We start from the raw sequence: 25,804 nt of genomic DNA, 5'->3' as shown, positions 1-25,804 counted from the left end.
CGCGTCCCGCCGCGCGCCTTCCGCCTCGATCGACTTGGGCTCAACGACACGGCCATGGCCCTCAGGCGAGGTCCAGGAATTCGTCAGCGACCTCCGTCAGTGCAGCTGGCTGGACTTGAACCAGAGCCCTCAGCGGAGTCGTCCAGCTGCCTAGACGGAACGCCCACGCAATGAGCATCGGTCCGCGGGCAGCGTCCATCTCTGCCAACGTAGTCAGCGCCGCTGCCTGTCGCTCCACATTTCCGATCGAGCGGGCCAGTTTCTCGGCACCCGCGGTGTCGCCGCTGGCCATTGCTGTTCTGGCGAATCTGGTCAGCACCGACGCCTGCCGCTCCTGATTCCGTATCGACTGGGCCAACTCCTTGGTCGACTCGACGTTCCCGGCTTCCATCGCCGTCCTTGCCAGCGCGGCCAACATGGACGCCTGCTGATCCGGGCGGCCAATCGAACGGACCAGCTTCTGGGCCCACTCGATCTTGCCGCCCGCCACAGCAATCTCCGCAAGCGTGAGAGAAACCTGTGCACGCTGATTCCGGTTGCTGATTGAACGAACCAATTCCTCAGCTTGGTCAACCAGCGCACTGGCCCGCTCAGCATCGCCGACCACCGCCATTGCCACTGCCAGCCGTGCCAACGCCCGCGCCCGGCTGTCCAGACGTTCAATTAGGTGGACCAGGTCCTCGGCCTGGTGAGCAAGCGCCCAGACGGGCTCAGTGCACCCTGCCCCGGCCGTCGAGATCACGACTGCGGTCAAGGCTCTCGCCCGACTCTCCGGGTTGTCGATCAATTGGGCAAGCCTGGTGGCCCGATCGATGTCACCGGTCCCAGCAACCGCCGCAACCAGCACGCCCATCACCCGGGCACGCCGGTCCAGATGGTTGATCGACCGAGCCAACTCTTCCGCCCGGTCGGCCAGGGCGCCCGCCTTCTCTCCATCACCAGCGTTGGCGACCGTCGTTACCAGAGCCGCCAACGCCGGCACCTGCCAGTCGCGGCGGTCGATCGAGGAGACCAATGCTTCCGCTCGCTCCGCGTCGCCCCCTGCAGCCACCGCCTCCGCCAGCGCGCTGAGTGCCTCTGCCTGCTGCTTCGGACGCTGAACGGACCGCACCAACGCTTTTGCCTGTTCGATCTGGCCAGCCGCAGCGATCCGTCGGACAAGAGCGGTCACCATTGACGCCTGCCGGTCGGGGCTCCTGATCGAGCGGACGATCGCCCCCGCCCGCTTCGTGTTGCCGTCGGCGACCGCGGTCTCCGCCATGCCTGCCGCCGTTTCCGCTATCGCGGTCATCGCTTTGGCCCGCCCCTGACGGCGACCAATTGAGTGGGCCAACAACTCTGCCCGCTCAATCTCGCCCGCTGCGGCCATCGCCGGCACAAGCGCACCCAAGGTCGACTCCCGGCGACTTTGGTTGATGATCGAACGGGCCAGGTTCTCTGCCCGCTCAATTTCGCCCGCTGCGGCCATCGCCGGCACCAGCCCAGATAACGCCTGCTCCTGTCGGTCGCGGTTCGTGATCGAACGGACCAACATCTCTGCCCGCTCCACCTCGCCCGCTGCGGCCACCGCCGGCGCGAGCGCACATAGCGCCCGCTCCTGACGGTCACGGCCGCTGATCGAACGCACCAGCCCTTCGGCCCGCTCGATTTCGCCTGCCGCAGCCATCACTCGCACCAGGGATGCCCAGGCTTCTACCTCCAGCCTTCCACCGCTGATCGAACGCACCAGTGTCTCTGCCCGATCGAAGTCGCCGGCCGCAGCCAGCGCCGGGGCCAGAGCCGCCAGCGTCCGCCCCCGCCGGTCCGGGTCGCTGACCGAACGAGCCAGTTCCTCGGCGTGGTTGGCCAGCGCACCGGCCCGCTCCGCTTCGCCGGCCTCCGCGACAGCCCTCGCCAACTCACTGAGCGCCCACGCTTTTCTGTCCGGGCGAACCATCGAGTTGACTGCCTTCTCGGCCCGGTCGGCCAGCACAATCGCCCGCTCGGAGTCGTCAACTCCGCCAGCTGCCACGACCATGCCAATCAACGCCTGCGCTCGGTCAGTCGGGTCCATCGAATGAATCAGGTTTTCAGCACCCTCGACCAGCGCCCCAGCCCGCTTGGCGTTGCCTGCCTGGGCGACTGCCCCGGCGAGGACGACCCATACCTGCGCCCGCTGGTGTGGGTCAGGAAGCGAGCGAATCAGATCCTCGGCCTGATCAGCCAACGCACCAGCCCGCTCGTCGTCGCCCGTTGCGGCCACTGCTCTCACCACGGCGATCAATGCGCGCGCCCTCGGCTCAGGCTGACCGATCGAGCAGGCCAGGGTGTAGGAGCGATGAATGTCGCCTGCCGCGGCCACCGCCGCCGCCAGTCCGGCCAACGCCCGCGCACGCCTCTCCGCACCGTCAATCGAGCGAATTAACTCCTCGGCGCGGTCAGCCAGCCCGCCAGCCCGCATGGTGTCGCCTGCTGCGGCCACCGCCACGACTAGGCCAGCCAGCGCCCACGCCTGCCAGTCAGGGCGGTCGGCCGTGCGAACCAGCTCCTCGACGCGGTCAGCCAGCCCGCCAACCCGCTCAGCGTCGCCTGCCTGGGCAACTGCCCCGGCCACGGCGATCCATACCTGCACCCGCCGGTGTGGATCAGCGACCGAGTGAATCAGCGCCTCAGCGCGGTCGGCCAGCACGCCAGCCCGCTCGACGTCGCCACCGTTGGCGACCGTCGTCGCGAGATCAGCCAACGCCAACGCCCGCCGACCGGGTTGATCGATGGAGCGTGCCAATGCCTCGGCCCGAACAGGCTGGCCGAGGGATGCCCAGACCGCGGGTAGCCCGGTCGGAATGGTGGCGTTGCGTCCCGCGAGGTTGTCTCGATGAATGGCAAGGCGAGCCATGCCCAGCAGGTCAGGATCGGGCTGGGCGAGAATGACGTCCTGAGTGGTGGTGATTTCAGCGAGGGCAGCAGTGTCGCCCCCGGTGATGTCGAGCATCCGGTCGTGTCGGTGAGGGTCCACGGCGCAGGCGATCATCCTGGACACATCGCCGGTGGCAAGCAGCATCCGGTAGTAGCCACGCAGCAGATATTCGGGGGTACCGGCCGGCCATCGTTGCTCCCGAAAGGTGTCGGCCCAGACGTGTAGACGCTGCCGGTAGCCCTGCAGTCGCGCCTGGCCAAGGCGCTCAACGGCGGCGTTCTGCAGTTCTTCGTGACCGAGCACGTACAAGTCGGGTCCCATGTTGGGCTGCCAGCGGCTCGGGCGTTGAGTGAACGAGCGACCGGCGACCGTACCGAGGTGGTCCGCAACCTGCCAGTCCGGCCAGCCGGTCAAGTCAGCGAGGTCGTTGGCGCTGAGGCCGCCCCCGGCGGCCGTGAGGAGACCTAGCAGGTCCTGCTCGGCTGGAGCGCCCGACAGCAGCCTGGTCAACTCCCGCAGCATGTCTGCCCTGTTCACCTCCGCCTGCGGCGATCTGTTCAGTAGTCGAACGATCCGGGGATCGCGTAACGGATGGCCATCTGGCACGTCGGTGGGGATCGGGGGGTTCGGCCGGCCAGAAACGACGATGCGCATTCCGGCCGGCGGCGTTGCGGGCAGCAGTGCGGCGATGCTGTGTGTGTCCGATCCGCGATCCTCATCCAAGCCGTCGATGAGCAGGATCAGCCGCTCACCTCGTGTCTGGCAGGCCTCGGCAGCACGGTCGAGTAGATCGAGAAAGCTCTGGTCGCGAGTCGCGTCCGTGTAATGGGCCGGCATGGGCTCACCAAGCAGTTCGGCCAGTTGCTCGATGACCACGTCCGTGAAGGCGACCCTGTCACTTTGTCCGGCCCACCGGGCCGTGATGAAGAACGAGACGAGTCGTATCCCGTCCGGCGGGTGCAGGACGAACCAGGACATCAACGCCGACTTGCCAGCCCACGCGTCCGCACGCCACCACCGGTAGCCGGGGGCATCAGGCAGCGTGCAAAACGCCGTGAGCTCGGCCAGTTCCTGTTCCCGGTCCAGCAGATTCGACGGGGCGATGCGCTGCACCTGCTGGCGGTAGGCCGACCGGGCGACAGGCCGCGAAGCGATGGTGACTGACCCCTTGATCACGCCGGTGTTGGCGAATCCGCCGCTGTGAGCTGTCGCGTTGCCGGTCTCGCGGGCCAGTGCGTCGGGCCATCGTCTCAAGCTCACCGCGAGCCCTTCCGCCGCGCAGGGCCTCGATGTCAGGGGCGAAGGTTCAGGCCGCTGTTGGCGCTGCCGCCATTGCTGGCCTGAGCGTCACCGGTGCGATCCGCTACTGCTGGCCCTGCGATCGTGGACGAGCCCGTCACCCCAGTGTTCGCTCGGCTGCCCAGCCCACGTGCGGTGGCACTGCCGGTGTTGCCGGCGCGGTGGCCTGGGCTGTTGCCCGGCAACGCCGCCCACACCGCCACACCGAGCGCCGCTACCGCGGCTAGGGCCGACGCCACGGTAGCGATTCGATCTGCTTGGTCCCACCGGCTGAACGCGAAGGTCGCTCCGAGCGCCCCTACCACCAGACATGTCACCAGGATTGCTACCCGCCGCGCAGCCACCCCCACATCATGCGCTCCGCGACATCAAATGGACAGGCTCCGACGGGCCCTCCCATGCGGTGTTTCACGATGCCCTGGGCGGCGACCCTTCAGGAAGACCGCCCGCTAGGTGGGGCCGGAAATCCTGCAAGGTGACGAGGATCAAGAGGTTTGCGCCATCGTCAGGTCGATCGAGGACGGAAGCCTCTTGATCAACATGGGTAAATTCAGGTCCGGAGCGAGTCCGGTTACAGGGCGAACAGCAGGGCGGCGTCCAGGAGGACGACGACGGCGGTGGCGAAGTGGATGCCGAATGCCACAGCCCTCGTCCCGCCGTTTCGCAGCACGACGACGGTGTCGCCCAGTGGGTTGAGCGCGACGATCAGCATGAACCAGGCGACCGCATCGGCGCTGGTGAAGGCGATCAGGGCGAGACCGATCAGTCCGTAGCTGAAGTCGCGCAGGCCCTTGACCGTCAGGTAGGCGGGGTTACCGTCCGGTCTGGCCGGCACGCCGTACCCGGCGGCGGCAGCCTGCGGGACCAGCAGGAACCGTGCGCCGATGAAGGCGACGAAGAGGCTGAGTACGACGGCGAGCCCGTAGGCGAGGGGTGCCAGCATGAGTCTGCTCCAATTCCTAGCGCTGCTAGATATAAGAGCGACGCTAGCAGAGCGTCGACAGGAAGGCTAGCGATGCTAGGGTGCCGTCATGTCGACACAGGCGCGCCGGGAGCGTGAGCGGGCTGAACGGGAGCAGGCGATCATCACCGCGGCACGGGACCTGGCGTTGACCGAAGGCTGGGACGCAGTGACCACCCGACGGCTCGCCGCCGAGATCGAATACAGCCAGCCCGTCCTCTACAGCCACTTCAAGGGCAAGGACGCCATCATGGCGGCGGTCGCCGTCGAGGGCTTCGCCGAGCTGGCAACCGCACTGGTCTCGGCCCGGGCCTCCGCCGCCGACCCCCGGCAGGCGGTCGCCGACGTGGCAGCCGCGTATGTCGCGTTCGCCCAGCAGCGGCCCGCGATCTACGACGTGATGTTCACCCTCGCTGTGGACCTGCCGTTCGCCAGCCAGGACGTCCCGACCGATCTGGCCCGGGGCTTCGCCGAACTGGCCGACGCGGTGCGTCCGGTCGCCGGTGACGACGACCTGGAGGCAGTTGCCGAGACGTTCTGGGCCGGCCTGCACGGGCTGGTCACGCTGATGCGCAGCGGCCGACTCCGCCACGCCGACCACGACCGGCGACTCGCGGTGCTGGTGGACCGCTTCTCCCCGCGCTGATCGACTCGGGTTTCAGGAAACCGGGGCATTAAAGCAGTGCGGACACCGCGACTTCCGGAAAACCGAGTCGATCAAGGTCGGGCGGGGGTCAGTCGACGGTCGGGAGCTTCGGGCCGAGGACGTCGTCGGCGTCGACGATCGTGTACGCGTACCCCTGCTCGGCGAGGAAGCGCTGCCGGTGCGCCGCGTACTCCGTGTCGATAGTGTCCCGGGACACCACGGTGTAGAAGTGCGCCTGCCGACCGTCGGCCTTCGGCCGCAGCACCCGACCGAGCCGCTGCGCCTCCTCCTGGCGCGAGCCGAACGTCCCGGACACCTGGATCGCCACCGCCGCCTCGGGCAGGTCGATGGAGAAATTGCCGACCTTCGAGATCACCAGGGTGCGGATCTCCCCGGTGCGGAACGCGTCGAAGAGCCGCTCCCGCTCCTTGTTGGTGGTCGAGCCCTGGATGATCGGTGCGTCGAGATACTCGCCGAGCTGGTGCAGCTGATCGATGTACGCGCCGATCACCAGCACCTGGTCGTCCGGGTGCCGGTCGACGAGCGCCTTGACCACCGGCAGCTTGGTACGGGCGGTCGCCGCCATCCGGTACCGCTCCTCGGCCTCCGCCGTCGCGTACGACATCCGCTCCGCGTCGGTGAGTGTCACCCGAACCTCGGTGCACTCGGCCGGGGCGATCCAGCCCTGCGACTCAATGTCCTTCCACGGCGCGTCGTACCGCTTCGGCCCGATGAGGCTGAACACGTCACCCTCGCGGCCGTCCTCGCGTACCAGAGTCGCAGTGAGGCCCAGCCGGCGGCGGGCCTGGAGGTCCGCGGTGAACCGGAAGATCGGCGCGGGCAGCAGGTGCACCTCGTCGTAGACGACCAGGCCCCAGTCGCGCGCCCCGAAGAGGTCCAGGTGGGTGAACGCGCCGCCGCGCCGCGAGGTGAGCACCTGGTACGTGGCGATGGTGACCGGGCGGATCTCCTTGCGCTCGCCGGAGTATTCCCCGATCTCCTCCTCGGTCAGCGACGTACGGGCGATCAGCTCCCGCTTCCACTGCCGGCCGGCCACCGTGTTGGTGACCAGGATCAGCGTGGTCGCCTTCGCCTCGGCCATCGCCGCCGCGCCGACCAGGGTCTTGCCGGCGCCGCAGGGCAGCACCACCACACCCGACCCGCCGGCCCAGAACGCCTCGACGGCCTCCCGCTGGTACGACCGCAGCGTCCACGGCTTGCGCCCGTCCTTGCCGGCCTCGGCCAGCTCGATCGGGTGCGCCTCACCGTCGACGTAACCGGCCAGGTCCTCCGCCGGCCAGCCGAGCTTGAGCAGCGCCTGCTTGAGCCGGCCCCGCTCGGACGGGTGCACCCGGACGGTGTCGTCGTCGATCTTGTCGCCGAGCATCCCGGCGAGCTTCTTGCTCTTGGCCACCTCGATCAGCACCAGCCGGTCCAGTGCGCGCAGCACCAACCCGTACGCCGGGTCGTTGGCGAGCTGAAGCCGGCCGTAACGGTCCATCGTCTCGGCCACGTCCACCAGCAGCGCGTGTGGCACCGGGTAGCGGGAGTACTTGATCAGCGAGTCCACCACACCCTCGGCGTCGTGACCCGCCGCGCGGGCGTTCCACAGACCCAGCGGGGTCAGTCGATAGGTGTGCACGTGCTCCGGCGAGCGTTCCAGCTCCGCGAACGGCGCGATCGCCATCCGGCAGGCTTGCGCGTCGGGGTGGTCGATCTCCAGCAGCAGGGTCTTGTCCGACTGCACGATCAGTGGTCCACCGCTCACGCCAGCGTCCTCTCCTCGGTTGGTCGACCTGCCGGAACGGGTCGCATACCCGCCGCTGGCCGACCATCCAGTGTTGCACGATGCGGGACGGCGGAAGAAAGATGCTCACCGGGCGCAACCGTGACGGCACTCACGAACGTCTAGTAAAGGGACGACTGTCTGGGGAGGGCCCATGGAGCATGTCCGGATCACTTCCCGGCTGGTCGCCCTGGTGGTGGTCGTGCTGGTCGGCGTGGGTGCGTGCGCGTTCGAACCGCAGTCCGGCGGGAGTGGTGGCGGGGGAGCCGCCCCAGCCGGTGCGGCGGAACGGGAAACGGGGGCGAGCGACACGCCCGGGTCCGACCAGCGCGGCCGGCCCACGCCGGCCGCGCCCACAGCGAAACCCTCCCGGAAACCCACGCCGAAGCCGACCCGCACGACCGCGACCAAGCCGACCCCCAGCACCGGTACGCCTACCGTCGCCGGCTGCCCGCAGGGCCAGCACCAGCGCGCGGTGGAGACCTACCTGGCCCGGTTGGGCGGGTTCGGCGCGGTGACAGTTGACGGCCGGCAGTCCGCCGCCGACTGCGCCGCGATCAAGAAGTTCCAGAAGAGGTACGGCATTCGCCCCGTCGAGGGTCGCGCCGGACCGACCACCCTCGACGTGGCCCAGCGCCTCGCCACCACCGACACCGCCCGGTGCAAGGCCGGCACGGGCACCACGTTCTGCGTCGACCTGACCCGGCAGACCGTCTGGGCGATCCGCGGCGGCAAGGTGATCATGGCGCCGACGGTGACCCGCACCGGAATGTCCGGCTACCGCACCCCGGCCGGCACGTACACGGTCAACTACCGCAACCCCAAGGAGTGGTCCGACCCGTACGAGGTGTGGCTGCCGTACTGGCAGCACTTCACCCAGGGGATGGGCTTCCACGAGACCACCACCTACCTGCACGAAAAGTCGATCGGCTCGCACGGGTGCGTCAACCTGCTGCACGCCGACGCCGTCCGGATGTGGGAGCTCGGCAAGGTCGGCACCCGGGTGACGTTGATCGGCCGGCGCCCCGGCACCTGAGCGCCACGCGCCGAATCGCGGCGGTAACCCCCTGTCCGACCGGACTTTCGAGTGTCACCCTTGGAGTCCAGGGCCGGACCGGGCGGGGAGGCTGGGTATGACGGTCGACCGTGACGTGATCGCGGAACACGAGCAAGCATCACCCGACGAGGTGTCCCGAGCGACCGTCATCGCGTACGCCGTCGCGGCGACGCTCCTCCTCGGCTGGTTCCTCTTCGGCTGGCTGGTGCTCCAGCAGGGCTTCGTCGACTCGGTCGGAGAGTCCGCCGGTGCCGGCTTCGCACTGCTGCTGGTCATCTCGGTGGTCGGCACCGTACGCCGCAGCCGCCGCTGACCGACAGCGCCCGCGCGGCGGCGCCGCCGGTCAGTCCGCCACCACCGCCGCAGTGATCCGGTGCAGCGCGAACGTGTGCAGCATCTCCGTCCGTTCGTCCTCGGCCCGCAGATAGCCGGCACCGATCGAAACAGGCTTGAGCAGGCGTGACGCGGTCGCCCCGTGCGCGTCGACGTAACCCACCCAGACCAGCGCCTTGTCCCGGACCGCCTGCTGGAGCACCGCCAAAGCCTCGGTGTGGGTGTGTGCCGGCACCGGGCCGCCGCCCAGCCCCGGCGCGCCGCCGCGCACCACCGCCGGTGCCCGCCGGGCGGCCCGCGCCGCCGCGTCACCCCGCCGGATGTGCTCCACCACGCCGAGCAGCCGGGGCATGGGCAGCTTCGGGGCGGCCAGCGGATCGAGCGTCCGGGTGGTCACCGACACCCGGGCCGGGGCCCGCCGGATTCGCGGCCGGGCCAGCACCGTGCTGCCGGTGCCGTCCTCCTGCACCGGGGCGTACCCCGCGTCGCGGAGCGCACCCAGCAACCGGCCAACCTGGTACTGCGTGCACAGCACCGTCGGCGCGAGCCGGCGCAACGCCAACGACTCCAGCCGCCGGTCGGCCAGCACCTCGCTGATCAGCGTCTCGTCGTCGCTGCGCAGGTACGCCCCGGCCAGGCCGACCCGTAGCCCGCCGTGCTTACGGGCCACGTCGTCGATCAGGTATGTGAGCCCCTGCGGCACCGGGGTACGCGACCGGCGCCGGAACACGTCGTGCAGGTCGTCGGCCGTGTAGCCGGAATCCAGGGCCCGTCGCACGCTCGCCGTGGTGACCCGGTGCACGCTGGCGCCACCGGCCGACTCGAGCTCGGTCATCGCCTCCAGCTCGACGGTGAGCGCCGGCTCGGGTGGGCCGGGCACCACAACGGTCAGGTCGGCCTGCACCAGAAAATGGTCGACCGGGGCGGGCAGCAGCGCGTCCAGCGCACGGGCGGCACCGGACGGGTCGCCGCTCTCGACGTCCGCGTGCACGCCCAGCGGGTCGTCACCCCGCTCGTCGGTCGACGTCAGGTCACCCAGCAGCAGCCGACCGTACGAGGTGAGCGCCCCCAACCCCGTCACGCCCAGCTGCGCGGCCTCGGCCAGCACCTCCCGGTGGGCGGCGTCCCGCCCCCGGCTGCGGCGCGGGGCCCGCCAGTCCAGCAGGTTCTGCACCTCCTCCGGGGTGGGCGCCGTGGCCGGCTCCAGATCGGCGAGGACGCCGAGCACCGCCCGGCGGGTGGCCGGCACGCTGGCCCGCTCGGCCTCGGCGGAGAGCGCGGTGATCGGCCGGTCCCGGTCGTCACGGCGGCCCACCAGCCCCACCTGCCGGGTCATGGTCAGCCACGCTCGGGCGAGCTGCTCCCACCGTTGGGCCAGCGAGGCGGCCCGCCACACCTCGTACCCGCCGGTGGGCAGCACCTGCTGATCCGCCCCGTACCGGCCGGTGGTCGCGCCGGGCATCTCCAGCTCACCGAGGAGCCCCGCCGCGTATGCGACCTCCAGCAGCAGCGCGGTGGTCGATTCGTCCAGCCCGGCGGTACGCGCCAACCGGCGCAGATCCCGCACCCCGATGCCACCCGAACGCAGCACCGGCGCGGGTTCGTCGGCGAGCTGCTCCAGCAGCCCCTCGGTGTTCCGGACCACCTCCATGGTCTGCCCGGCCCCGGCCGAGTCGACCGCCTTCGGCTCGCGCGGCGCGGCGGCCACCGGCGGTGGGCTGGTGCGCAGGGGCCCGAGCGGGCCGCTGTCGCGGCGCAGCAGCAGGCCGACCTCGCGGGGCAACTCCACAGTTCCGCTGGCCGTGGACGAGCCGGTCGTCACCGGGACCAACAGCCGGTTGTCGACGAGCCACCGCACCGGGGAGCCGGTCGGGGCGCCCCCGTTGGTCGGGTCGGAGAGGATCGGGTCCTCCGCGCCGAGCGGTGGTGCCTGCAACGCCCCGGGCGGCACGCTGCCCACCGGCGGGCCGGCCGCCAACCGGTCCAGGATCGCCCGGGCCGAGGGCGGGGCGGCGAGCACCGTCCGCCGGAGCTTCGCCGGGTCCGCGCAGAGCGCGGCCGTGCGCGGGTCCAGCTCCGCGGCCGGCCGGCCGAGCCCAGCGGGGTACGGGGCGACTTCGTCGACGGCGGGCACCACCTGGAGGGCGTGCTCGGGGCCGTACAGCAGGAAAAGCGCACGCAGCCGGCCCACGGCGGCCCGGACGGCCGTCGGAGCTGGCGGTTGCGGCCCGGACGTCGCCATCGCGAGCACGGTGTCGGTGGTCGTGGTGGCGTCGTCCGGATTCCGGGTGAGACGGGCGGCGTCGAGGATCTGGAGGGTGAACTGGTCCAGACCGTCAAGCGCGCGGGCCACGGAGACCCGGGACTGGGCCCGGATGGCAAGGGCGGAGACGTCGGCCGGCACGGGCACGACGAGGTCGGGCCGCAGCTGGAGGAGCGCGGCCAGTGACTCGTCGGGCAGCGACCGCAGGTGGTCGGCGAGTGAGGTGGTCATCGTCTTTCCACGCTAGCCCGGCACCGGGCTTCCGCGCCCCTCGGACGTCCGGCCGACCGGGAGTAGCCGGTACGTTTCTCGACATGCCCGCACTGACCGTCGGATTCGACCTCGACATGACCCTGGTGGATTCCCGCCCCGGCATCGCCGCGGCGTACCGGGCGCTGACCGCGAGGACCGGCGTGCCGGTCGACGCCGAGCTGGCGGTGTCCCGGCTCGGGCCGCCGCTGCGTACCGAGATCGCGCACTGGTTCCCGCCGGAGCAGGTCGAGTCGGCCGTGCTGGTGTATCGCGAGTTGTACCCGGCGTACGCGATCACCCCGACGCTCCTGCTGCCCGGCGCGCGGGAGTCCATCGACGCGATCCGTGCGCGAGGTGGCCGGGTGCTGGTCGTCACGTCCAAGATCGGTCGGCTGGCCCGGTTGCACCTGGACCATCTCGGTCTCGCGGTCGACGAATTGGCCGGCGACCTGTTCGCCGAGCAGAAGGCGACAGCCCTGCGGGAGCACGGGGCGACCCACTACGTCGGTGACCACGTCGCGGACATGGTGGCGGCAGCAGCGGCCGGGGTGCCCGGCATCGGTGTCGCGACCGGCCCGTGCTCCTCCGATGAGCTGCGCGCGGCCGGAGCGGAAGTGGTGCTGGACGACCTCACCGAATTCCCAGCGGCGCTCGACGGGATGATCCAGCTAGCCTTGGAGCAGTAGCGGCTCAAGTGAAGCAGGGGTTTTCAGGTGCCTACGGGTCGAGTGAAGTGGTACGACACGGCCAAGGGATACGGCTTCGTCACGAGTGACGAGGGCGGCGACGTGTTCCTGCCCAAGGGGGCGCTGCCGGCGGGTGTCACCGACCTCAAGGGTGGCCAGCGGGTCGACTTCAGCGTGGTGGACAGCCGCCGGGGCGCGCAGGCCATGGGGGTCAAGCTGCTGGACGCGCCGCCGTCGATGGCGGAGCTGCGCCGTCGGCCGGCCGAGGAGCTGCACGGCCTGGTCGAAGACATGATCAAGGTGCTGGAGGCGAAGGTCCAGCCGGACCTGCGCCGGGGTCGGTACCCGGACAAGAAGACCGCGCAGAAGATCGCTCAGCTGGTCCACGCGGTGGCCCGCGAGCTGGAGGTCTGAGGCACCAGGCCGGCGGTGGCGGCCCGGTCGAGCAGTGCCGCCACCGCGGCGAAACCAGCCTCCCCCAGGTCAGCTGTGAACTCGTTGACATAGAGGCCGATGTGCCGGTCCACCACGTCGAGCTCCATCTCCTGGGCGTGCGCCAGCACGTACTCCCGGCTGGCCGCCGGGTCCGCCCAGGCCTGCCGGACCGACTCGCGGACCCAGCCGGCCGCGGCCTCCGGGTCGACCGCCCCGCGTCGGGCCAGGATCGCGCCGAGGGGGATGGGCAGGCCGGTGTCGGCCTCCCACCATTCGCCGAGGTCAACGAGAGCGCTCAGGCCGTGCCGGTGGTAGGTGAACCGCGCCTCGTGGATGACCAGCCCGGCGTCGTAGCGCCCAGCCGCCACGCCCGGCATGATCTCGTGGAACGGAACCACCTCGATCCGGGCCGGCGGCCGCCCGGCGGACCAGAGCCGGAACAGCAGGTACGCGGTGGTCCGGTCGCCCGGCACCGCCACCGTGGCACCGGTCAAATCGGTGCGGTCCGGCCCGCCGTCACGGTCGCCCCGGGTGAGCACCAGCGGGCCGCAACCGCGACCGAGCGCGCCGCCGCAGGGCAGCAGGTGGTAGTCGTCGAGCAGCCAGGGCAGCGCCGCGAAGCTCACCTTCACCAGGTCGAACGCGCCCCGCTCGGCGGCCGTGTTGGTGACGTCGACGTCGGCGTACGTCACCTCGACCGGCGGCGCGCCGGGCACCCGCCCGTGCACCAGCGCGTGGAAGACGAACGTGTCGTTGGGGCAGGGCGAGATCGCCAGGGAGAGCGCCACACCGTCACGGTAGCCCCGCCCTCCGCCCAGGGTTCGTGCCCACCCCGCGACTGTGATCCGCGACCGGGACGCGCAGCTGTGATCTGCGCCGGAGCGAGGCCGGCGGGCACGAGCCGCGCGTGCGCCTGCCGGGGTGGAACAAACTCGTGCGCCTGCCGGGTGGACAGGGCGTGGAAACGAGTGGCGCAACAAGGTCGGGAACCCACCCCAGTCTCCCTTTGGAGCTGATGTCGTAAACGATTCAGCTCCAAAGGGTTCGCGGGAGTAGGTCATCCACCGACCGGAGAGGTTGTCCACAGCGTTATCCACAGCTCGACGCGGGGTGCGAGGCGGGCATCGACGGCGCGGCCGCTGTTGCCGAGGGTTTCGGCACCGAACTGCTGCTGGCGTGCGGCTTCGAGATCGAGGCACGCCGCCCGACCGCGCTGCGCCTGGGCCGCCCCGGTAAACGCTGCTTCTCCTGAACGCCGGCCAGGTCACGGGCGTCTGCCAGGTCAGCGCAGTGCCGGGGCCGCTGCGGTCAGGGCGGCGAGGGCTTCGCGCAGCCGCCAGGCGTCCCGGTCGCGGGGGCCGATCGGGTTGGAGATGGTGCGCAGCTCGGCGAAGGGCAGCCCGGCCTGCGCCGCGGCGACCGCCACGCCGTACCCCTCCATTGCTTCGGCGACCGCTTCCGGATGCCTCCGGCGCAGCTCGTCGGTGCTGGCGGTGGTGCCGGTGACGGTGCTGACCGTGAGCACCGGGCCGACCGTGGCCGTCGGGAGGGCGGTCCGCAGCGCCGCCAGCAGGCCCGGGTCCGTCGGCACCCTGCCGCCGGCACCGAGCAGCGCGGGCGGCATGCCCAGCTCGTCGACGGGGATGAAGCCGTCGGGTGACTCGGCGCCCAGGTCGGCGGCGATGCTGGCGGTGCCGAGCACCGTGTCGCCGACCTCGGCACGGCCAGTGAAGCCGCCGGCCACGCCGGCGCTGACCACCGCACGGTACGGGCGACCGGCGGCCTCGGCCAGCGCCAACAGCCGGGCGGTGGCGGCACCGGCGACGGCCGGGCCCACACCGATCGGGGTGACGGTCACTGTGCGGTCGGTCAGCCCGGCGCGGACCGCGTCCGCCTCGGCGGGAACCGCCGTCACCACCAGCAGGCCCGTCAAGACAGTGAGCCGGGAGACTCGCGGCGGGTCTCGTCGTCGGCCCCGCCACCCGGGCCGCCAACCGCCGACGACGGACGGTAGATGTGGTAGCCCGGCGGGGCGAGGCTCGGGTCGTCGTACTGCGGTGAGCTGGTCTGGGCCGGTGCCGGTGAGGTGGGCGCGGGGTCCCCGGGCTCGTCGGTCGGCTCGTCCTCGGTCAGCTCGTCGTCGCCGAGCGGCCGGCCGGCCAGCTTCTCGCCGCGCAGCCGGGCGGCGGCCAGCACACCCCGGATCGCGGCCAGTACGCCCACCCCGGCGGCGACGGCGATGCCCATCCGACCGTCGAACGGCACCAGCCCGAGCCCGCCGCCGGCGACGAAGGCGAGCATCAGCACCGTCTCGGAGTGGGCGAAGGAACTGGCCCGCAACCGTTCCGGGATGCGCTCCTGGATCGAGGCGTCCACGGCCAGCTTCGCGATCCCGCTGACCAGCGCGGCGACCAGGCAGAGCAGGGCGACCATCACCAGCGAGAACTGGATGACGGCGAGCACCGCCACCCCGGCCACGATGATCATGCTGCTGGACTGGATGGCGGTCGGCCGGTGGATGCGCAGTCGGGTGCCGATGGCGGTGGCCAGGAAGGTGCCGACCGCGAGCGCGCCGCCGACCACGCCCAACGCCCACTCGGCGCCCAGGTCCCGGCCGAACACGACGGTGGTCAGGTCGCCCTTCTTGATCGCGAAGGCGAGGAAGAGCAGCAGGAAGCCGTAGAGCGCGCGTAGCGTCGCGGCGCCGATCAGGGTGGCGATCACCAACCGGCCGGACGGTCGGCCCCGGCCCAGGGGGCGATCGCCACCGCGGCGGCCCAGCGCGCGCAGTGGTCGAGGGACCCGCTCCGGTGGCTCCGAGTCGGCCTTCGGTGGCAACCGCAGGGAGATCACCATGCCGACCAGGAAGATCACCGACGCGACCCGGAGCGGCCACTGCGGCCCGAACCAGAACGCGGCCAACCCGATCGGCGCCACCAGCGCACCCGCGACAGTGCCGTAGACGCTGGCCCGGGCACCCACCTGGGACAGGCCGATGCCCTCCGGCAACAACCGGGGCACCGCCGCGGAGCGGGCCACGCCGTACGCCCGGGAGAGCGCGAGCACCCCGAACGCGGCGGGATAGAGCCCGAAGCCGTGGATGTAGTCGGAGATCAACCAGGCCAGGAAGGCGCGGCCGAGCATCGTCGCGGCCAGGGCGTACCGCCGGCCGTGCCGGAAGTGATCCAGCAGCGGGCCCACCACCGGGGCGAGCATCGCGAACGGCACCATGGTCACCAGCAGGTAGAGCGCGACCTTGCTGCGGGCCTCTCCGAGCGGCACGTTGAAGAAGATCGTGCCGGCCAGGCCGATGGCGATCAGAGTGTCACCGGCGCAGGAGAGCGCGTGCAGGTCGAACAGGCGAACCATGCCGACCTCGCCGCCGGCGCCCCGGGCCCGGGCCCGACCGGCCCGGCGGGTCACCCAGCGACCGCTGCCCAGCGAACCGCGCAGCAGCAGACGGATGGCGCGAATGCCGGTGCCGACGGTCCGTCCGAGGACGGATCGCCCGGAGCGGGAGTACGACGGCATGTGCACCATCCTCGCCCATCTGATCCGGGTACGCCGCACCACCGCTGGGAAAGGTTCCCCGGGAGTCCCTGTCACCCCTGTGAGGCGCATGGGGAACAATGGTGAGGTGACCAGGCCCGTCTCCACCCGTGCCGCCCGTCTCGACCAGGTCTGCGCCGCCGCCGTCGAGGTGGCCCGCGCCGGCATCACCGAGGTGGACGCCGACGATGTCGGCGACCACCTGCAGGTCGTGGCCGAGGGTGATCGGTTGGTCACCCACTACTTCGAATGTCGCCTCGCCGGCTACAACGGCTGGCGCTGGGCGGTCACCGTCACCCGGGTGCCGCGCAGCAAGACGGTGACCATCTGCGAGACGGTGTTGCTGCCCGGCCCGGACGCGCTGCTCGCGCCCGGCTGGCTGCCCTGGCAGGAGCGGCTCAAGCCGGGCGACCTGGGGCCGGGTGACCTGCTCCCGACCTCGCCCGACGACGATCGGCTGGTCCCCGGTTACCTGCTCTCCGACGACCCGGCGGTGGAGGAGACGGCGTGGGAGCTGGGCCTCGGGCGCGCCCGCGTGCTCTCCCGGGAGGGCCGCATCGACACCGCGCAGCGCTGGTACGAGGGTGACCACGGCCCCGCCGCGGCCATCTCGACCGCCGCTCCGGCCGCCGCCCGCTGCGGCACCTGTGGCTTCTACCTGCCGCTGGCCGGCGCGATGCGGCAGGCCTTCGGGGCGTGCGGCAACTTCTACGCCCCCGACGACGGCCGGGTGGTGAGCGCCGATCACGGTTGCGGCGCGCATTCCGAGACGTTGATCGAGGCGGCCGAGACCGCTGTCGACGAGCTGCCCACGGTGTACGACGACAGCGCGGTGGAGGCCATGTCGGTCAGTCGGGCCGCGGGCTCGGTCGAGGCGGCTGAGCCGGCGGAGCCGTACGGGCACTCCTGATCGTCCGCGCCGGAGTGCTTCGGCGCGGTGCCCGGCTCACCTCGCGCGGCGGCGGCGTCGGTTGGCGTCGTGCCGCATCATCACGGCGAGGCCCGGAAACCCCCACAGGAAACCGGCGAGGCAGGTCCAGAGCCAGTTCTGGTGACCGTTGTCGGTCAGCCAACCCCGGAAGAAGATCAGCAGGACCAGTCCGGCGACCGCCCACGCGATCAACCCGGCGAGGGCGAACGGCACCATCGGCGGATCCAGTGGTGCGGGCCGCGGTGGCTGCTCGTTCGGCATTCGGCAAGCGTACGGGATCTACTTCCCCTGCCCGCCGACGATCTGGGACGATGCGCGCGACATCCGGAAGATCACCTGCGAGGACCTGATGGCAGTAGCGCCGCCCGAGAACGGCACACCTCCCGACCCCGCTCATCCGCGTAATGGTTTCGACAGGTTCTTCGAGATCTCCGCCCGTGGCTCGACGTTGAGCCGTGAGGTACGCGGTGGCCTGGCGACCTTCTTCACGATGGCGTACATCGTGGTGCTCAACCCGCTGATCCTGGGCGGTGCCGTCGACGGTGACGGCAAGACCCTCCCGATCCCGGCGCTGGCTGCCGCGACCGCCCTGGTCGCCGGCCTGATGACCATCCTGATGGGCGTGGTCGGCCGCTTCCCGCTTGCGCTCGCCGCCGGTCTGGGCGTCAACGCACTGGTGGCGTACGAGATCGCTCCGGAGATGACCTGGGCGGACGCGATGGGCCTGGTGGTGATCGAGGGTCTGATCATCGCGGTGCTGGTGCTGACCGGTCTGCGGACCGCGGTGTTCCGCTCGGTGCCGACCCAGATGAAGACCGCGATCGGCGTCGGCATCGGCCTGTTCCTGACCATCATCGGCCTGGTGGACGCCGGCTTTGTCCGGCGCACCCCGGACGCCGCCAACACCACGGTTCCGGTCGGCCTGGGCATCGGCGGCAAGCTGGTGAGCTGGCCCATGCTGGTCTTCGTGGTGGGCCTGCTGATCACGTTGGTGCTGGTGGTCCGTCGGGTGAAGGGCGCGATCCTGATCGGCATCCTCGCCTCGACGGTGCTCGCGGTGATCGTCGAGGCGATCGGCAACATCGGTCCGTCGTTCGTGAACGGTCAGCCCAACCCGAAGGGCTGGTCGCTGAACGTTCCGGAGCTGCCGAAGACGGTGGTCGACCTGCCGGACCTGTCGCTGCTCGGCAAGTTCAACGTGCTCGACTCGTGGGGTCGGGCCGGCTGGGTCGTCGTGCTGATGTTCGTCTTCACCCTGTTGATCACGGACTTCTTCGACACCATGGGCACGATGGTCGCGGTCGGCCAGGAGGGTGGCCTGCTCGACGAGCAGGGCACCCCGCCGAAGGCCAAGGAGATCCTGCTTGTCGACTCGATCGCGGCGGCGGCCGGCGGTGCGGCCAGCACGTCCAGCAACACGTCGTACATCGAGAGTGCCGCCGGTGTCGGGGAGGGTGCCCGGACCGGCGTGGCCAGCCTGGTCACCGGCGTCCTCTTCCTGCTGGCGATGTTCCTGGCGCCGCTGGTGGTGATCGTGCCGTTCGAGGCGGCGTCGACGGCCCTGGTGGTGGTCGGTTTCCTGATGATGACCGCGGTACGGACGATCGACTGGTCCGACTACGAGATCGCCATTCCGGCGTTCCTCACCATCGTGCTGATGCCGTTCACCTACTCGATCTCGAACGGGATCGGTGCCGGTCTGATCACCTTCGTGGTGGTCAAGTTGGCGCGCGGCAAGGCCCGGGAAGTCCACCCGTTGCTGTACGGGGTGGCAGCGCTCTTCGTGCTGTACTTCCTGCGTGGGCCGATCGAGTCCCTGGTGCTCTGAGCCACGTTCGGGCGGGGAGTCGATCAGGATTCCCCGCCCGTACCATCTGAATCCCCCCGTGAGCCTGGTCATAACGGATGTCGTTAGCCATGCTCATTAGTTAAGCTAACTACTGTGACGGAGCGGACGGTGACGGCGGAACGCGTGCCACCGGCGCAGCTGGCTCCCCAGCTGCGTGATGCGATCACCCGACTCAACCGGCGGGTCCGACAGGCCCGACCGGTCGGCGACCTCACGGTCACCCAGGTCTCCGCGCTCACCAGCCTGCGGCTGGCGGGCGCGATGACCCCCCGGGAACTGGCCGACGTGGAGCGGGTGCAGCCGCCGACGATGACCAAGATCGTCGGGAAGTTGGAGGACCGCGGCCTCGTGCAGCGGACACCCCATCCGACCGACGGGCGGCAGGTCATCCTCGCGGCGACCGAAGGAGGGCAGGCCGTGCTCGACCAGTTCGAGCGGGCCCGCGACGAGTGGCTGGCCCACCGGCTGGCCGCACTCGACGAGGACGAACGGGAGACCCTGCGGAGGGCCGCCGAGATTCTTCAGCAGCTCGCTCGCGCCTGAGCCGCACCCGCGCCACCGGGTCCGTGCCGTCACCTGTCGATGACGCGTACGTCCGGAGGAGGCGCACCAAGAGTGCAGGCGAAGCTGAGCACGATGTTCCAGTCCCTACAGGTCCGCAACTACCGCCTCTTCGCATCCGGGCAGCTGATCAAGTTGATCGGCGTCTGGATGATGTTCATCGCCCAGGACTGGCTCGTCCTCGAGCTCTCCAACAACTCGGCCACCGCGCTCGGCGTGGTCACCGCCTGCCAATTCACCCCGGTGCTCCTGCTCACCCTGCTCTCCGGCCGGCTCGCCGACCGGTACGACAAGCGGGTGCTGCTCTTCGTCGCCAACGCCTTCTGGAGCCTTCTGGCCCTCGGGATGTCCCTGTTGGTCATCACCGACCTGGTGCAGCTCTGGCACGTCTTCGCCTTCGCCGCGCTGCTCGGCACAGCCAACGCGGTGGAGACCCCGGTCCGCCAGGCGTTCGTCTCCGAACTCGTCGGCACGCCCCTGCTGCCCAACGCGCTGTCGCTGAACGCCGCCGTGTTCAACTCCGCCCGGATCGTCGGCCCGGCAGTGGCCGGTCTGGCCATCGCCGCGTTCAACGTGGGCCCGGTCTTCCTCTTCACCGCTGTCAGCTCCATCGCGCCCCTGGTCAACGTGGTCCGGATGCGCACGGCCGAGCTGCACCGCGACGCCCTGCTGCCGCGCGACGAGCGGGCGTCCGCCCGGGTCGTCGACGGCCTGCGGTACGTGTGGCGCCGCCCCGACCTGCTGCTGCCGATGGCGATCATGTCGGTGATCGGCATGTCGTTGTTCAACTTCCAGCTCACCCTGGCCGCGTTGGCGAAGACGGTCTTCCACACCGGCGCCGCCTCCTTCGGCCTGTTCAGCACGGCGCTGGCCGTCGGCGCGCTCGGCGGTGCGCTCAGTGGCACCGGTCGGCGCAGCCGCCCGTCCGTGTGGCTGGTGCTCGGCGCGGCTATCGCCTGCGCCAGCTTCGGCACCCTGGTCGGCCTCTCCTCGGCGTACTGGCTGGTCGTGGCGTTGCTGGTGCCGACCGGCTTCTGCATGGTCTTCTTCGCCCAGGCCGCCAACCAGCGGATCCAGATGGGCGTGGACGCGGCCTTCCGGGGGCGGGTGATGGCCCTGTGGGTGCTGGTGTTCCTGGGCACCAACCCGGTCGGCGCGCCGCTGATCGGCTGGGTCGCCGAGCACTACGGTGCCGGTGCCAGCATCTGGATGGGCGGGCTCATCTCGCTGGCCGCCGCGGTGATCGCCCTCACCTGGCAGCTGCGCCACTCCGGTGCCCGGCTGCGCTTCCGGGTGCTGCCGATGCCCCGTTTCTACGTCACCTCCACCGACTGCTGAGGTTTAGGGCCACCCGGCCGCGTCCGGTTGCGCGGATCGCGCGGATGCGGCCAAACCGCTGGCGGGGTGGCGCGGTGGGGCTTAGCGTCGATACGTGGGAGTCGGACGCGCGCTGATGCTGGCCCTGGCGTTCCTCGCCGTGGCCACTCTGCCGGCGGCGTTCGCCCTGCTCTTCTGCTATGACGAGATCCTCGACCGGGTGGTCTGCGGCTGGTCCGAGTGGCGTGACAGTCGACGGGAGAAACGCACGATCGCCCGTCTCGACCGGGCCGTCGAGGCCGACGCGCTGACCCGGGACATCGACCTCAGCGAGTTCGACAGCGCTGACCGCCGGCCGCTGGAGCAGCTCGCCGCCGACCTGCGCCGTCTCGGCGGTCAGCGGGTCGGCGGCAGCGGTCGCTCGATGGTCTGGCACAGCGCACTGCTCCAGGCGTACGACGACCGGCTCCGCCTTGCCTGCCGCGCCCTCGGCATCGCCGAGCACCTCGCCGAGTTGGAAGGCGTCGATCAGGAGATCGAGCGGGTCCGGGTGGAGGGCGTGCTGCACGCCGCCGGGCTGGCCCTTCCGGCGGCCCGGGCTGGGCTTCGGCAGCGGCACCGCTGAGCGGGCGCACCCTGTGCGACTCTTCGTCGCGGTCCGCCCGTCCGTCCAGGCGGTCAACCACCTCGGCGCACAGGTCGCGCGTCTGCGCGTCGCGGCTGCGACCGCCGCTGGCGTCAACGTCCGGCTCGCCGACCCGGCCGACCTGCACCTCACAGTGGCGTTCCTCGGCACCGTCGAGCCTGACCGGCTGGTCGAGGTGGAGAGTGCGCTCGGCTTGGCCGCCGAGCGGTTCCGGGACGGCAGGGACGCCGCACCCCGGTTGAGTCTCGGCGGCGGTGGCCGGTTCGGCTGGGACCGAACCACAGTGCTGTGGGTGGACCTGCGGGGGGAAACCGAGGCGTTGCACGTGCTGGCCGGGCTGATTCGGTCCCGGCTGAGCCACTCTCGGCTGCCGTGCGACGAGAAGCCGTTTCGGCCGCACCTGACCGTCGCCCGGCCCGGCAACCGGATGGACCCGGCCGACGTCGAGGCCGACCGGGCCAGCCTGGACGGGTACGAAGGGCCATCGTGGCCGGCGTCGGAGCTGCTGCTGGTGCGCAGCCACCTCGGCGGCCGACCGCGCTACGAACGGATTGCCGCCTGGTCGCTGTGATCCGACGGCACGTGGCTGGTCGCTGTGGAAGGCCTGCTGCGGAGAACATCGCGGGCCTGCTCGGCGGCGCGGGTGATGCTCTCGCTGATGAAGTCGAGGAAGCGGGCGATGTTCTCCAGCCGGGCGGCGGCGGGGGTGTGCGCGCCGAGGAGGGCGACGCCCTGGCGTGCGGTCGCGACGAGATGGTCATTGGCCCGAGCACTGGCGATCGTCGCCTGGTAGAAAAGCTCGTCGTCGATGACGTAGCGGTCGCGGCGGCGTTCGTCGCGCTCGCGGCGGACGAGGCTCTGGCTCTCCAGGAAGGTGATCGCCTTCGAGATCGACGCCGGGCTCACCTGGAGGCGCTGGGCGAGTTCGGACGCGGTGAGACTGCCCGAGTCGGTGAGGAACAGGTTGGTCAACACCCGGGCCGCCATCTTGTTCAGACCGGAGGCCATGAGGACGGTGGTGAACACCTCCTCGAACTCGGCCACGGCCCGGGCGTCGCGTCCGTCTGGTTGGCGGGCCGCCTCGGCCCCACGGGAGGGGGCCGGCCTGCGCCGGTGGGCTCGGCGCTCGGTCGCGTGGTGGGCCAGATCGGCGCGGTAGCCGGTGGGGCCGCCGTTGCGCATCACCTCGCGCGTGACCGTCGAGGTGGGACGGTCGAGGCGTCGGGCGATCTCGGCGTACGGGAGGCTGTCGGCCAGCCCCAGCGCGATCTGCTGGCGTTCCTGCTGGGTGAGCCTGCCTCCCGGCATCGCGATCTCCCTCGTGGTCCCGTAGGGCTACCGCCCCAGACTCCGCCACCATAGCGTTAACCCGCATACCAATGCAACGACCACGGGCGTGACGTTGCATTAGATTCAGGGTCGTTGCAACAATTTCGTGACGTTTACCAGTAACAACGCAGTTTCACTGCAACAAGGTTGTTGCAGAAACTGGAAAGCAACGTAGCGTTTCCCACATCAGAAACAAGCACGGATCTGGGAGAACACGATGCAGACGTTCGACACACCCGCCCCCATCTCCGCCGTCCTGGACATCCCCGCCGGACGCATCCAGCTCATCGCCGCGGACCGCGCCGACACCACCGTCGAGGTCCTCCCGGCCGACCCCGCCAAGAGCAGCGACACCAGGGCCGCCGAGCAGACCACCGTCACCTACGCCGACGGCGTCCTGCGAGTCACCACCGCGCGTCCCATCAACAAGATCTTCGGCTCCTCCGGCTCTCTGCAGGTCACCGTCCGGGTGCCCGCCGACTCCCATGTCGAGGCCAGGACCGCCAGCGCCGAGCTTCGGGGCGTCGGCCGCCTCGGCGACGTCACCGTCGACGGGGCGTACCGGGAAATCAAGATTGACGAGGCCGCGAGCGTGCGCCTCACCGCGATCGACGGCGACGTCGAGGTCGGCCGGCTCAATGGCCCCGCCGAGATCAGCACCGCCCGGGGTGACATCACTGTCGCCGAGGCCATGCGCGGCACTGTCGTCCTCCGTACCCAGTCGGGTGACATCTCGGTCGCGGCGGCAGCCGGCGTCTCGGCCACCCTGGACGCCGGCACCGGCCACGGACGCGTCAGCAACGCCCTCAAGAACGATGGCACCGCCGAGCTCGACATCCACGCCAGCACCCTGCAGGGCGACATCAACGCCCGCAGCCTCTAAAAGGGACGGACCGAGATGACCAACCACAGCATGTCCTCGACCAACTCGACGTGGACCGGCATGGTGTCCGTCGACGACACGGCCCTGGCCGTCACCGACACCGGCGGCCCCGGCATCCCCGTCATCTACCTCAACGGCCAGTTCGCCACCCAGGGCTACTGGCGGCGGGTCATCGCCGACCTCGGCACCGGATTCCGACACATCACCTACGACGAGCGGGCTCGCGGGCGGAAGTCGAAGCGCTCAGCCGACTACTCGTTCGAGGCAGCCGTTCGGGACGTCGACGCCGTCCTCGCCGCCCGAGGGGTGGACCAGGCGGTGCTGGTGGGCTGGTCCTACGGAGCGGTGGTCGGGGCACACTGGGCCAACCGGAACCCGGAGCGTGCCCTGGGCGCCGTCCTGGTCGACGGAGCGTTCCCGCACGACTGGCTCGACGAGGCCATGGCGCAGCGGATCCGCAAGATGTTCCGACGGATGAACCTGTTCATGCCGCTGCTGCGCCCGACCGGACTGACCCCACGCATGAACGCCGACCAGATGGCGGACAGCAACATCGAACTCGGCGAACTCTCCCGCGAGCGGGAACTCGGCCCGGTGCTGGACGCCATCACCGTCCCGGTGCGGTACGTGGTCGCCTCCGGAACGTCCCTCGGCAGCCGCGGGGACGAGCAGGAACAGATCCGGGCCAGCCTCGACGCGGTGACCGCCCGCAACCCGCACATCACGATTGGTGCGAAGGTCGCCAGCAACCACGGTGCGATCCTCAAGAAGGACTTCCGCACCGTCGCCGACGCCGTACGCGGGGTCGCCGCCCCTCATCGCAACGGCGCTGGCACCATTCGCTGAGGTCCGAACGCTCGCGTTGACGGGTGGCGCACTGTCACCCGTCAACGCGAAGCGTCAGGAAGACTCGCGGGCGGCCGGGCCGCTGCCGAAGAGCACGTCGTCCCAGCTCGGCAGCCGCTTGCGGGGCTTGCCGTTGGCGTCGGTGGACTCGCCGCCGGCAGCCGCCGCGGTGCCCGTCCGGCGGGGCCGCAGCACCGCCAGCGACGGCACGGCCGGCACCTCCTTGGGAGCGTCCGAATCGTCGTCGAAGGCCGAGCCCTGGCCACCGCCGAGCAGCGCGGCGGCACCCCCACCGACCGGCCGCTGCCGGGGCGCGTCCGACCCGGCAAGGGCAGCCGGGGTACGCGGCTCCAGCCCGCGACCCGACGAGGCGCCGAGCGGGCGGTCCAGGGAGGCGAGCAGAGCGTCACGGCCGGCCCGGATCGGATCGCGGCCAGGGCGCGGGTGCTCGGACGCCGCCGGCAACCCGTGCCCGCCACGACTCGGCTCGCCACGCGACGGACCAGGCAGGGCGTGCCCGCCCCGCTCCGGCGCCGGCTCCTGGCCGAGGATCGGTGTGGGCCGCTCGGCGCACAGGTACTGCGCCATGTCGTCGTGCGGCGTGACCATCTGCCGGGCCTTGTCCATGTCCCAGATGGCCTGCGCGGTGGCCTTGCCGGACGGCCAGGTGGCGATGATCCGCCAGGTGCCGTCGTCGCGCCGGTACGCGTCCCAGGAGATCTTCTCGGTGTCGATGCCGTGCTGGCTCAGTCGGCCGTTGACCACCTCGGCGAGCGGGGTGGGCTTCTCCGCGCCCTTGAGCCGGGTGCGCCGGGCGTGCTGGGCGAGCATCGCCCGCTCCTGCAACACCGGGCCGGCGTAGCGCAGCACGCGGTCGACCGGCACCCCGGCGATCCGGGCGACGTCCTCGGCGGACTCACCGGAGCGGATGCGGGCCTGGATGTCCCGGGGGGACAGTGAGGGAGTCGGGTCGACGGTGCTCGGTGCCACCGCGAGCGGCGGGGCACCCGGCTCGGGGTGCATCACGCCGGCGATGCGTTCGTCGATCGGCAGGGCGAGGAGTCGCCCGACCTCGTCGGCGAGCACCAGCGCCTGGCCGTCCTCGGAGAGGGCGACGAAGCGTACTGGGCGCATAGCGTTGCCTCCGTCCCGCTTCGCTGGCCGTACGCCACGAGTCGGCCACCCAGGCGTCTCGGACCACCGTACGCGCATCTGCCTCAGGGTGGGGGAAGCGACACCCCGCATGTCGTGACTGAGCTGCGGCGATGATCACGGTCGG

23 protein-coding genes are annotated in these 25,804 nt (G+C 70.8%); 13 read left to right on the top strand and 10 right to left on the bottom strand.

Features of this window, described 5'->3' with window-relative positions; genetic code table 11:
- Positions 1-61: 61 nt before the first annotated feature.
- Together ABZU74_RS00585 and ABZU74_RS00580 are read right to left on the bottom strand one after the other, a co-directional pair.
- Positions 62-4,156, bottom strand: a complete 4,095-nt coding sequence (locus ABZU74_RS00585; RefSeq protein ID WP_355416580.1) for a hypothetical protein — start codon at positions 4,154-4,156, stop codon at positions 62-64.
- A gap of 610 nt (positions 4,157-4,766) precedes the next feature.
- Entirely contained in the window at positions 4,767-5,138 is a 372-nt protein-coding gene (locus tag ABZU74_RS00580) for a DUF4267 domain-containing protein (protein ID WP_355416577.1), read from the bottom strand.
- An 88-nt stretch (positions 5,139-5,226) separates the two neighbouring features.
- On the opposite strand from ABZU74_RS00580, the gene ABZU74_RS00575 reads away from it, so the two are divergent.
- Positions 5,227-5,802 carry a TetR/AcrR family transcriptional regulator gene (locus tag ABZU74_RS00575; protein ID WP_355416574.1) on the top strand — a complete coding sequence of 192 codons (576 nt, stop codon included), beginning with the start codon at positions 5,227-5,229 and terminating at the stop codon, positions 5,800-5,802.
- 88 nt (positions 5,803-5,890) lie between these two features.
- On the opposite strand, the gene ABZU74_RS00570 is transcribed toward ABZU74_RS00575, so the two are convergent.
- Positions 5,891-7,570: a DNA repair helicase XPB gene (locus ABZU74_RS00570; protein WP_355416571.1), complete on the bottom strand. Its 1,680-nt coding sequence runs from the start codon at positions 7,568-7,570 to the stop codon at positions 5,891-5,893.
- 172 nt (positions 7,571-7,742) lie between these two features.
- Between ABZU74_RS00570 and ABZU74_RS00565 the strand changes: the two genes are divergently transcribed.
- Together ABZU74_RS00565 and ABZU74_RS00560 are read left to right on the top strand one after the other, a co-directional pair.
- Positions 7,743-8,624, top strand: a complete 882-nt coding sequence (locus tag ABZU74_RS00565) for a L,D-transpeptidase family protein (protein WP_355416568.1) — start codon at positions 7,743-7,745, stop codon at positions 8,622-8,624.
- 97 nt (positions 8,625-8,721) lie between these two features.
- Positions 8,722-8,958 carry a hypothetical protein gene (locus tag ABZU74_RS00560; RefSeq protein ID WP_355416565.1) on the top strand — a complete coding sequence of 79 codons (237 nt, stop codon included), beginning with the start codon at positions 8,722-8,724 and terminating at the stop codon, positions 8,956-8,958.
- Between the two features lie 30 nt (positions 8,959-8,988).
- On the opposite strand, the gene ABZU74_RS00555 is transcribed toward ABZU74_RS00560, so the two are convergent.
- Positions 8,989-11,472: a helicase-associated domain-containing protein gene (locus ABZU74_RS00555; RefSeq protein WP_355416561.1), complete on the bottom strand. Its 2,484-nt coding sequence runs from the start codon at positions 11,470-11,472 to the stop codon at positions 8,989-8,991.
- A gap of 83 nt (positions 11,473-11,555) precedes the next feature.
- Here ABZU74_RS00555 and ABZU74_RS00550 point away from each other — a divergent pair, with 83 nt between their 5' ends.
- Together ABZU74_RS00550 and ABZU74_RS00545 are read left to right on the top strand one after the other, a co-directional pair.
- Positions 11,556-12,179 (top strand): HAD hydrolase-like protein, encoded by a 624-nt coding sequence (locus ABZU74_RS00550; RefSeq protein WP_355416558.1) that lies wholly within the window; start codon positions 11,556-11,558, stop codon positions 12,177-12,179.
- A gap of 27 nt (positions 12,180-12,206) precedes the next feature.
- Positions 12,207-12,593, top strand: a complete 387-nt coding sequence (locus ABZU74_RS00545) for a cold shock domain-containing protein (RefSeq protein ID WP_088986676.1) — start codon at positions 12,207-12,209, stop codon at positions 12,591-12,593.
- Here ABZU74_RS00545 and ABZU74_RS00540 read toward each other — a convergent pair.
- The 3 genes from ABZU74_RS00540 to ABZU74_RS00530 form a co-directional block, all read right to left on the bottom strand.
- The gene (locus ABZU74_RS00540; protein ID WP_112677681.1) at positions 12,554-13,402 is read right to left on the bottom strand and encodes a 1,4-dihydroxy-6-naphthoate synthase; all 849 of its coding nucleotides are present in this window, start codon (positions 13,400-13,402) and stop codon (positions 12,554-12,556) included. The genes ABZU74_RS00545 and ABZU74_RS00540 overlap by 40 nt on opposite strands.
- A 494-nt stretch (positions 13,403-13,896) precedes the next feature.
- The gene (locus ABZU74_RS00535) at positions 13,897-14,547 is read right to left on the bottom strand and encodes a futalosine hydrolase (protein WP_355416554.1); all 651 of its coding nucleotides are present in this window, start codon (positions 14,545-14,547) and stop codon (positions 13,897-13,899) included.
- Positions 14,544-16,145 carry an MFS transporter gene (locus tag ABZU74_RS00530; RefSeq protein ID WP_355416551.1) on the bottom strand — a complete coding sequence of 534 codons (1,602 nt, stop codon included), beginning with the start codon at positions 16,143-16,145 and terminating at the stop codon, positions 14,544-14,546. The genes ABZU74_RS00535 and ABZU74_RS00530 overlap by 4 nt, the downstream gene beginning before the upstream one ends.
- 88 nt (positions 16,146-16,233) lie before the next feature.
- Here ABZU74_RS00530 and ABZU74_RS00525 point away from each other — a divergent pair, with 88 nt between their 5' ends.
- Entirely contained in the window at positions 16,234-17,073 is an 840-nt protein-coding gene (locus ABZU74_RS00525) for a DUF3027 domain-containing protein (RefSeq protein ID WP_355416548.1), read from the top strand.
- 36 nt (positions 17,074-17,109) lie between these two features.
- Here ABZU74_RS00525 and ABZU74_RS00520 read toward each other — a convergent pair whose 3' ends face one another.
- Complete coding sequence (locus ABZU74_RS00520; protein WP_088986669.1) at positions 17,110-17,355, bottom strand: DUF2530 domain-containing protein; 246 nt, start codon at positions 17,353-17,355, stop codon at positions 17,110-17,112.
- A gap of 88 nt (positions 17,356-17,443) precedes the next feature.
- On the opposite strand from ABZU74_RS00520, the gene ABZU74_RS00515 reads away from it, so the two are divergent.
- From ABZU74_RS00515 to thpR, 5 genes are all read left to right on the top strand, one after another.
- Complete coding sequence (locus ABZU74_RS00515; protein ID WP_355416545.1) at positions 17,444-18,922, top strand: NCS2 family permease; 1,479 nt, start codon at positions 17,444-17,446, stop codon at positions 18,920-18,922.
- A gap of 114 nt (positions 18,923-19,036) precedes the next feature.
- Positions 19,037-19,486, top strand: coding sequence for a MarR family transcriptional regulator (locus ABZU74_RS00510; RefSeq protein ID WP_355416542.1), 450 nt, complete (start codon positions 19,037-19,039; stop codon positions 19,484-19,486).
- Positions 19,487-19,558: 72 nt separating this feature from the next.
- Positions 19,559-20,842 carry an MFS transporter gene (locus tag ABZU74_RS00505; RefSeq protein WP_355416539.1) on the top strand — a complete coding sequence of 428 codons (1,284 nt, stop codon included), beginning with the start codon at positions 19,559-19,561 and terminating at the stop codon, positions 20,840-20,842.
- A 94-nt stretch (positions 20,843-20,936) separates the two neighbouring features.
- Positions 20,937-21,446 (top strand): hypothetical protein, encoded by a 510-nt coding sequence (locus tag ABZU74_RS00500; RefSeq protein ID WP_355416536.1) that lies wholly within the window; start codon positions 20,937-20,939, stop codon positions 21,444-21,446.
- A 13-nt stretch (positions 21,447-21,459) separates the two neighbouring features.
- Positions 21,460-22,038, top strand: a complete 579-nt coding sequence (thpR, locus tag ABZU74_RS00495) for an RNA 2',3'-cyclic phosphodiesterase (RefSeq protein WP_355416533.1) — start codon at positions 21,460-21,462, stop codon at positions 22,036-22,038.
- Here thpR and ABZU74_RS00490 read toward each other — a convergent pair.
- A complete protein-coding gene (locus ABZU74_RS00490; RefSeq protein WP_355416530.1) occupies positions 22,008-22,775 on the bottom strand; it encodes a helix-turn-helix domain-containing protein in 768 nt (255 codons plus the stop codon). The genes thpR and ABZU74_RS00490 overlap by 31 nt on opposite strands.
- 238 nt (positions 22,776-23,013) lie before the next feature.
- Between ABZU74_RS00490 and ABZU74_RS00485 the strand changes: the two genes are divergently transcribed.
- Entirely contained in the window at positions 23,014-23,679 is a 666-nt protein-coding gene (locus ABZU74_RS00485; RefSeq protein WP_355416527.1) for a DUF4097 family beta strand repeat-containing protein, read from the top strand.
- Positions 23,680-23,694: 15 nt separating this feature from the next.
- Positions 23,695-24,525 (top strand): alpha/beta hydrolase, encoded by an 831-nt coding sequence (locus tag ABZU74_RS00480; RefSeq protein WP_355416524.1) that lies wholly within the window; start codon positions 23,695-23,697, stop codon positions 24,523-24,525.
- Between the two features lie 54 nt (positions 24,526-24,579).
- On the opposite strand, the gene sepH is transcribed toward ABZU74_RS00480, so the two are convergent.
- Positions 24,580-25,659, bottom strand: coding sequence for a septation protein SepH (gene sepH, locus ABZU74_RS00475; protein WP_355416521.1), 1,080 nt, complete (start codon positions 25,657-25,659; stop codon positions 24,580-24,582).
- Positions 25,660-25,804: the final 145 nt, after the last annotated feature.

This window comes from Micromonospora sp. NPDC005171 (assembly GCF_040608575.1).
Taxonomy (GTDB): Bacteria; Actinomycetota; Actinomycetes; order Mycobacteriales; family Micromonosporaceae; genus Micromonospora.
Note: the sequence above shows the minus strand (reverse complement) of the source record. Positions and strands in the feature narration are given on the sequence as shown.

What these genes read in the sequence shown, in the direction of transcription:
- ABZU74_RS00580 (WP_355416577.1), bottom strand. Translation starts at nt 5,138, where the DNA reads ATGCTGGCACCCCTCGCCTACGGGCTCGCCGTCGTACTCAGCCTCTTC.
- ABZU74_RS00575 (WP_355416574.1), top strand. Translation starts at nt 5,227, where the DNA reads ATGTCGACACAGGCGCGCCGGGAGCGTGAGCGGGCTGAACGGGAGCAG.
- ABZU74_RS00565 (WP_355416568.1), top strand. Translation starts at nt 7,743, where the DNA reads ATGGAGCATGTCCGGATCACTTCCCGGCTGGTCGCCCTGGTGGTGGTC.
- ABZU74_RS00560 (WP_355416565.1), top strand. Translation starts at nt 8,722, where the DNA reads ATGACGGTCGACCGTGACGTGATCGCGGAACACGAGCAAGCATCACCC.
- ABZU74_RS00555 (WP_355416561.1), bottom strand. Translation starts at nt 11,472, where the DNA reads ATGACCACCTCACTCGCCGACCACCTGCGGTCGCTGCCCGACGAGTCA.
- ABZU74_RS00550 (WP_355416558.1), top strand. Translation starts at nt 11,556, where the DNA reads ATGCCCGCACTGACCGTCGGATTCGACCTCGACATGACCCTGGTGGAT.
- ABZU74_RS00530 (WP_355416551.1), bottom strand. Translation starts at nt 16,145, where the DNA reads ATGCCGTCGTACTCCCGCTCCGGGCGATCCGTCCTCGGACGGACCGTC.
- ABZU74_RS00525 (WP_355416548.1), top strand. Translation starts at nt 16,234, where the DNA reads ATGGGGAACAATGGTGAGGTGACCAGGCCCGTCTCCACCCGTGCCGCC.
- ABZU74_RS00520 (WP_088986669.1), bottom strand. Translation starts at nt 17,355, where the DNA reads ATGCCGAACGAGCAGCCACCGCGGCCCGCACCACTGGATCCGCCGATG.
- ABZU74_RS00515 (WP_355416545.1), top strand. Translation starts at nt 17,444, where the DNA reads ATGGCAGTAGCGCCGCCCGAGAACGGCACACCTCCCGACCCCGCTCAT.
- ABZU74_RS00490 (WP_355416530.1), bottom strand. Translation starts at nt 22,775, where the DNA reads ATGCCGGGAGGCAGGCTCACCCAGCAGGAACGCCAGCAGATCGCGCTG.
- ABZU74_RS00485 (WP_355416527.1), top strand. Translation starts at nt 23,014, where the DNA reads ATGCAGACGTTCGACACACCCGCCCCCATCTCCGCCGTCCTGGACATC.
- ABZU74_RS00480 (WP_355416524.1), top strand. Translation starts at nt 23,695, where the DNA reads ATGACCAACCACAGCATGTCCTCGACCAACTCGACGTGGACCGGCATG.
- sepH (WP_355416521.1), bottom strand. Translation starts at nt 25,659, where the DNA reads ATGCGCCCAGTACGCTTCGTCGCCCTCTCCGAGGACGGCCAGGCGCTG.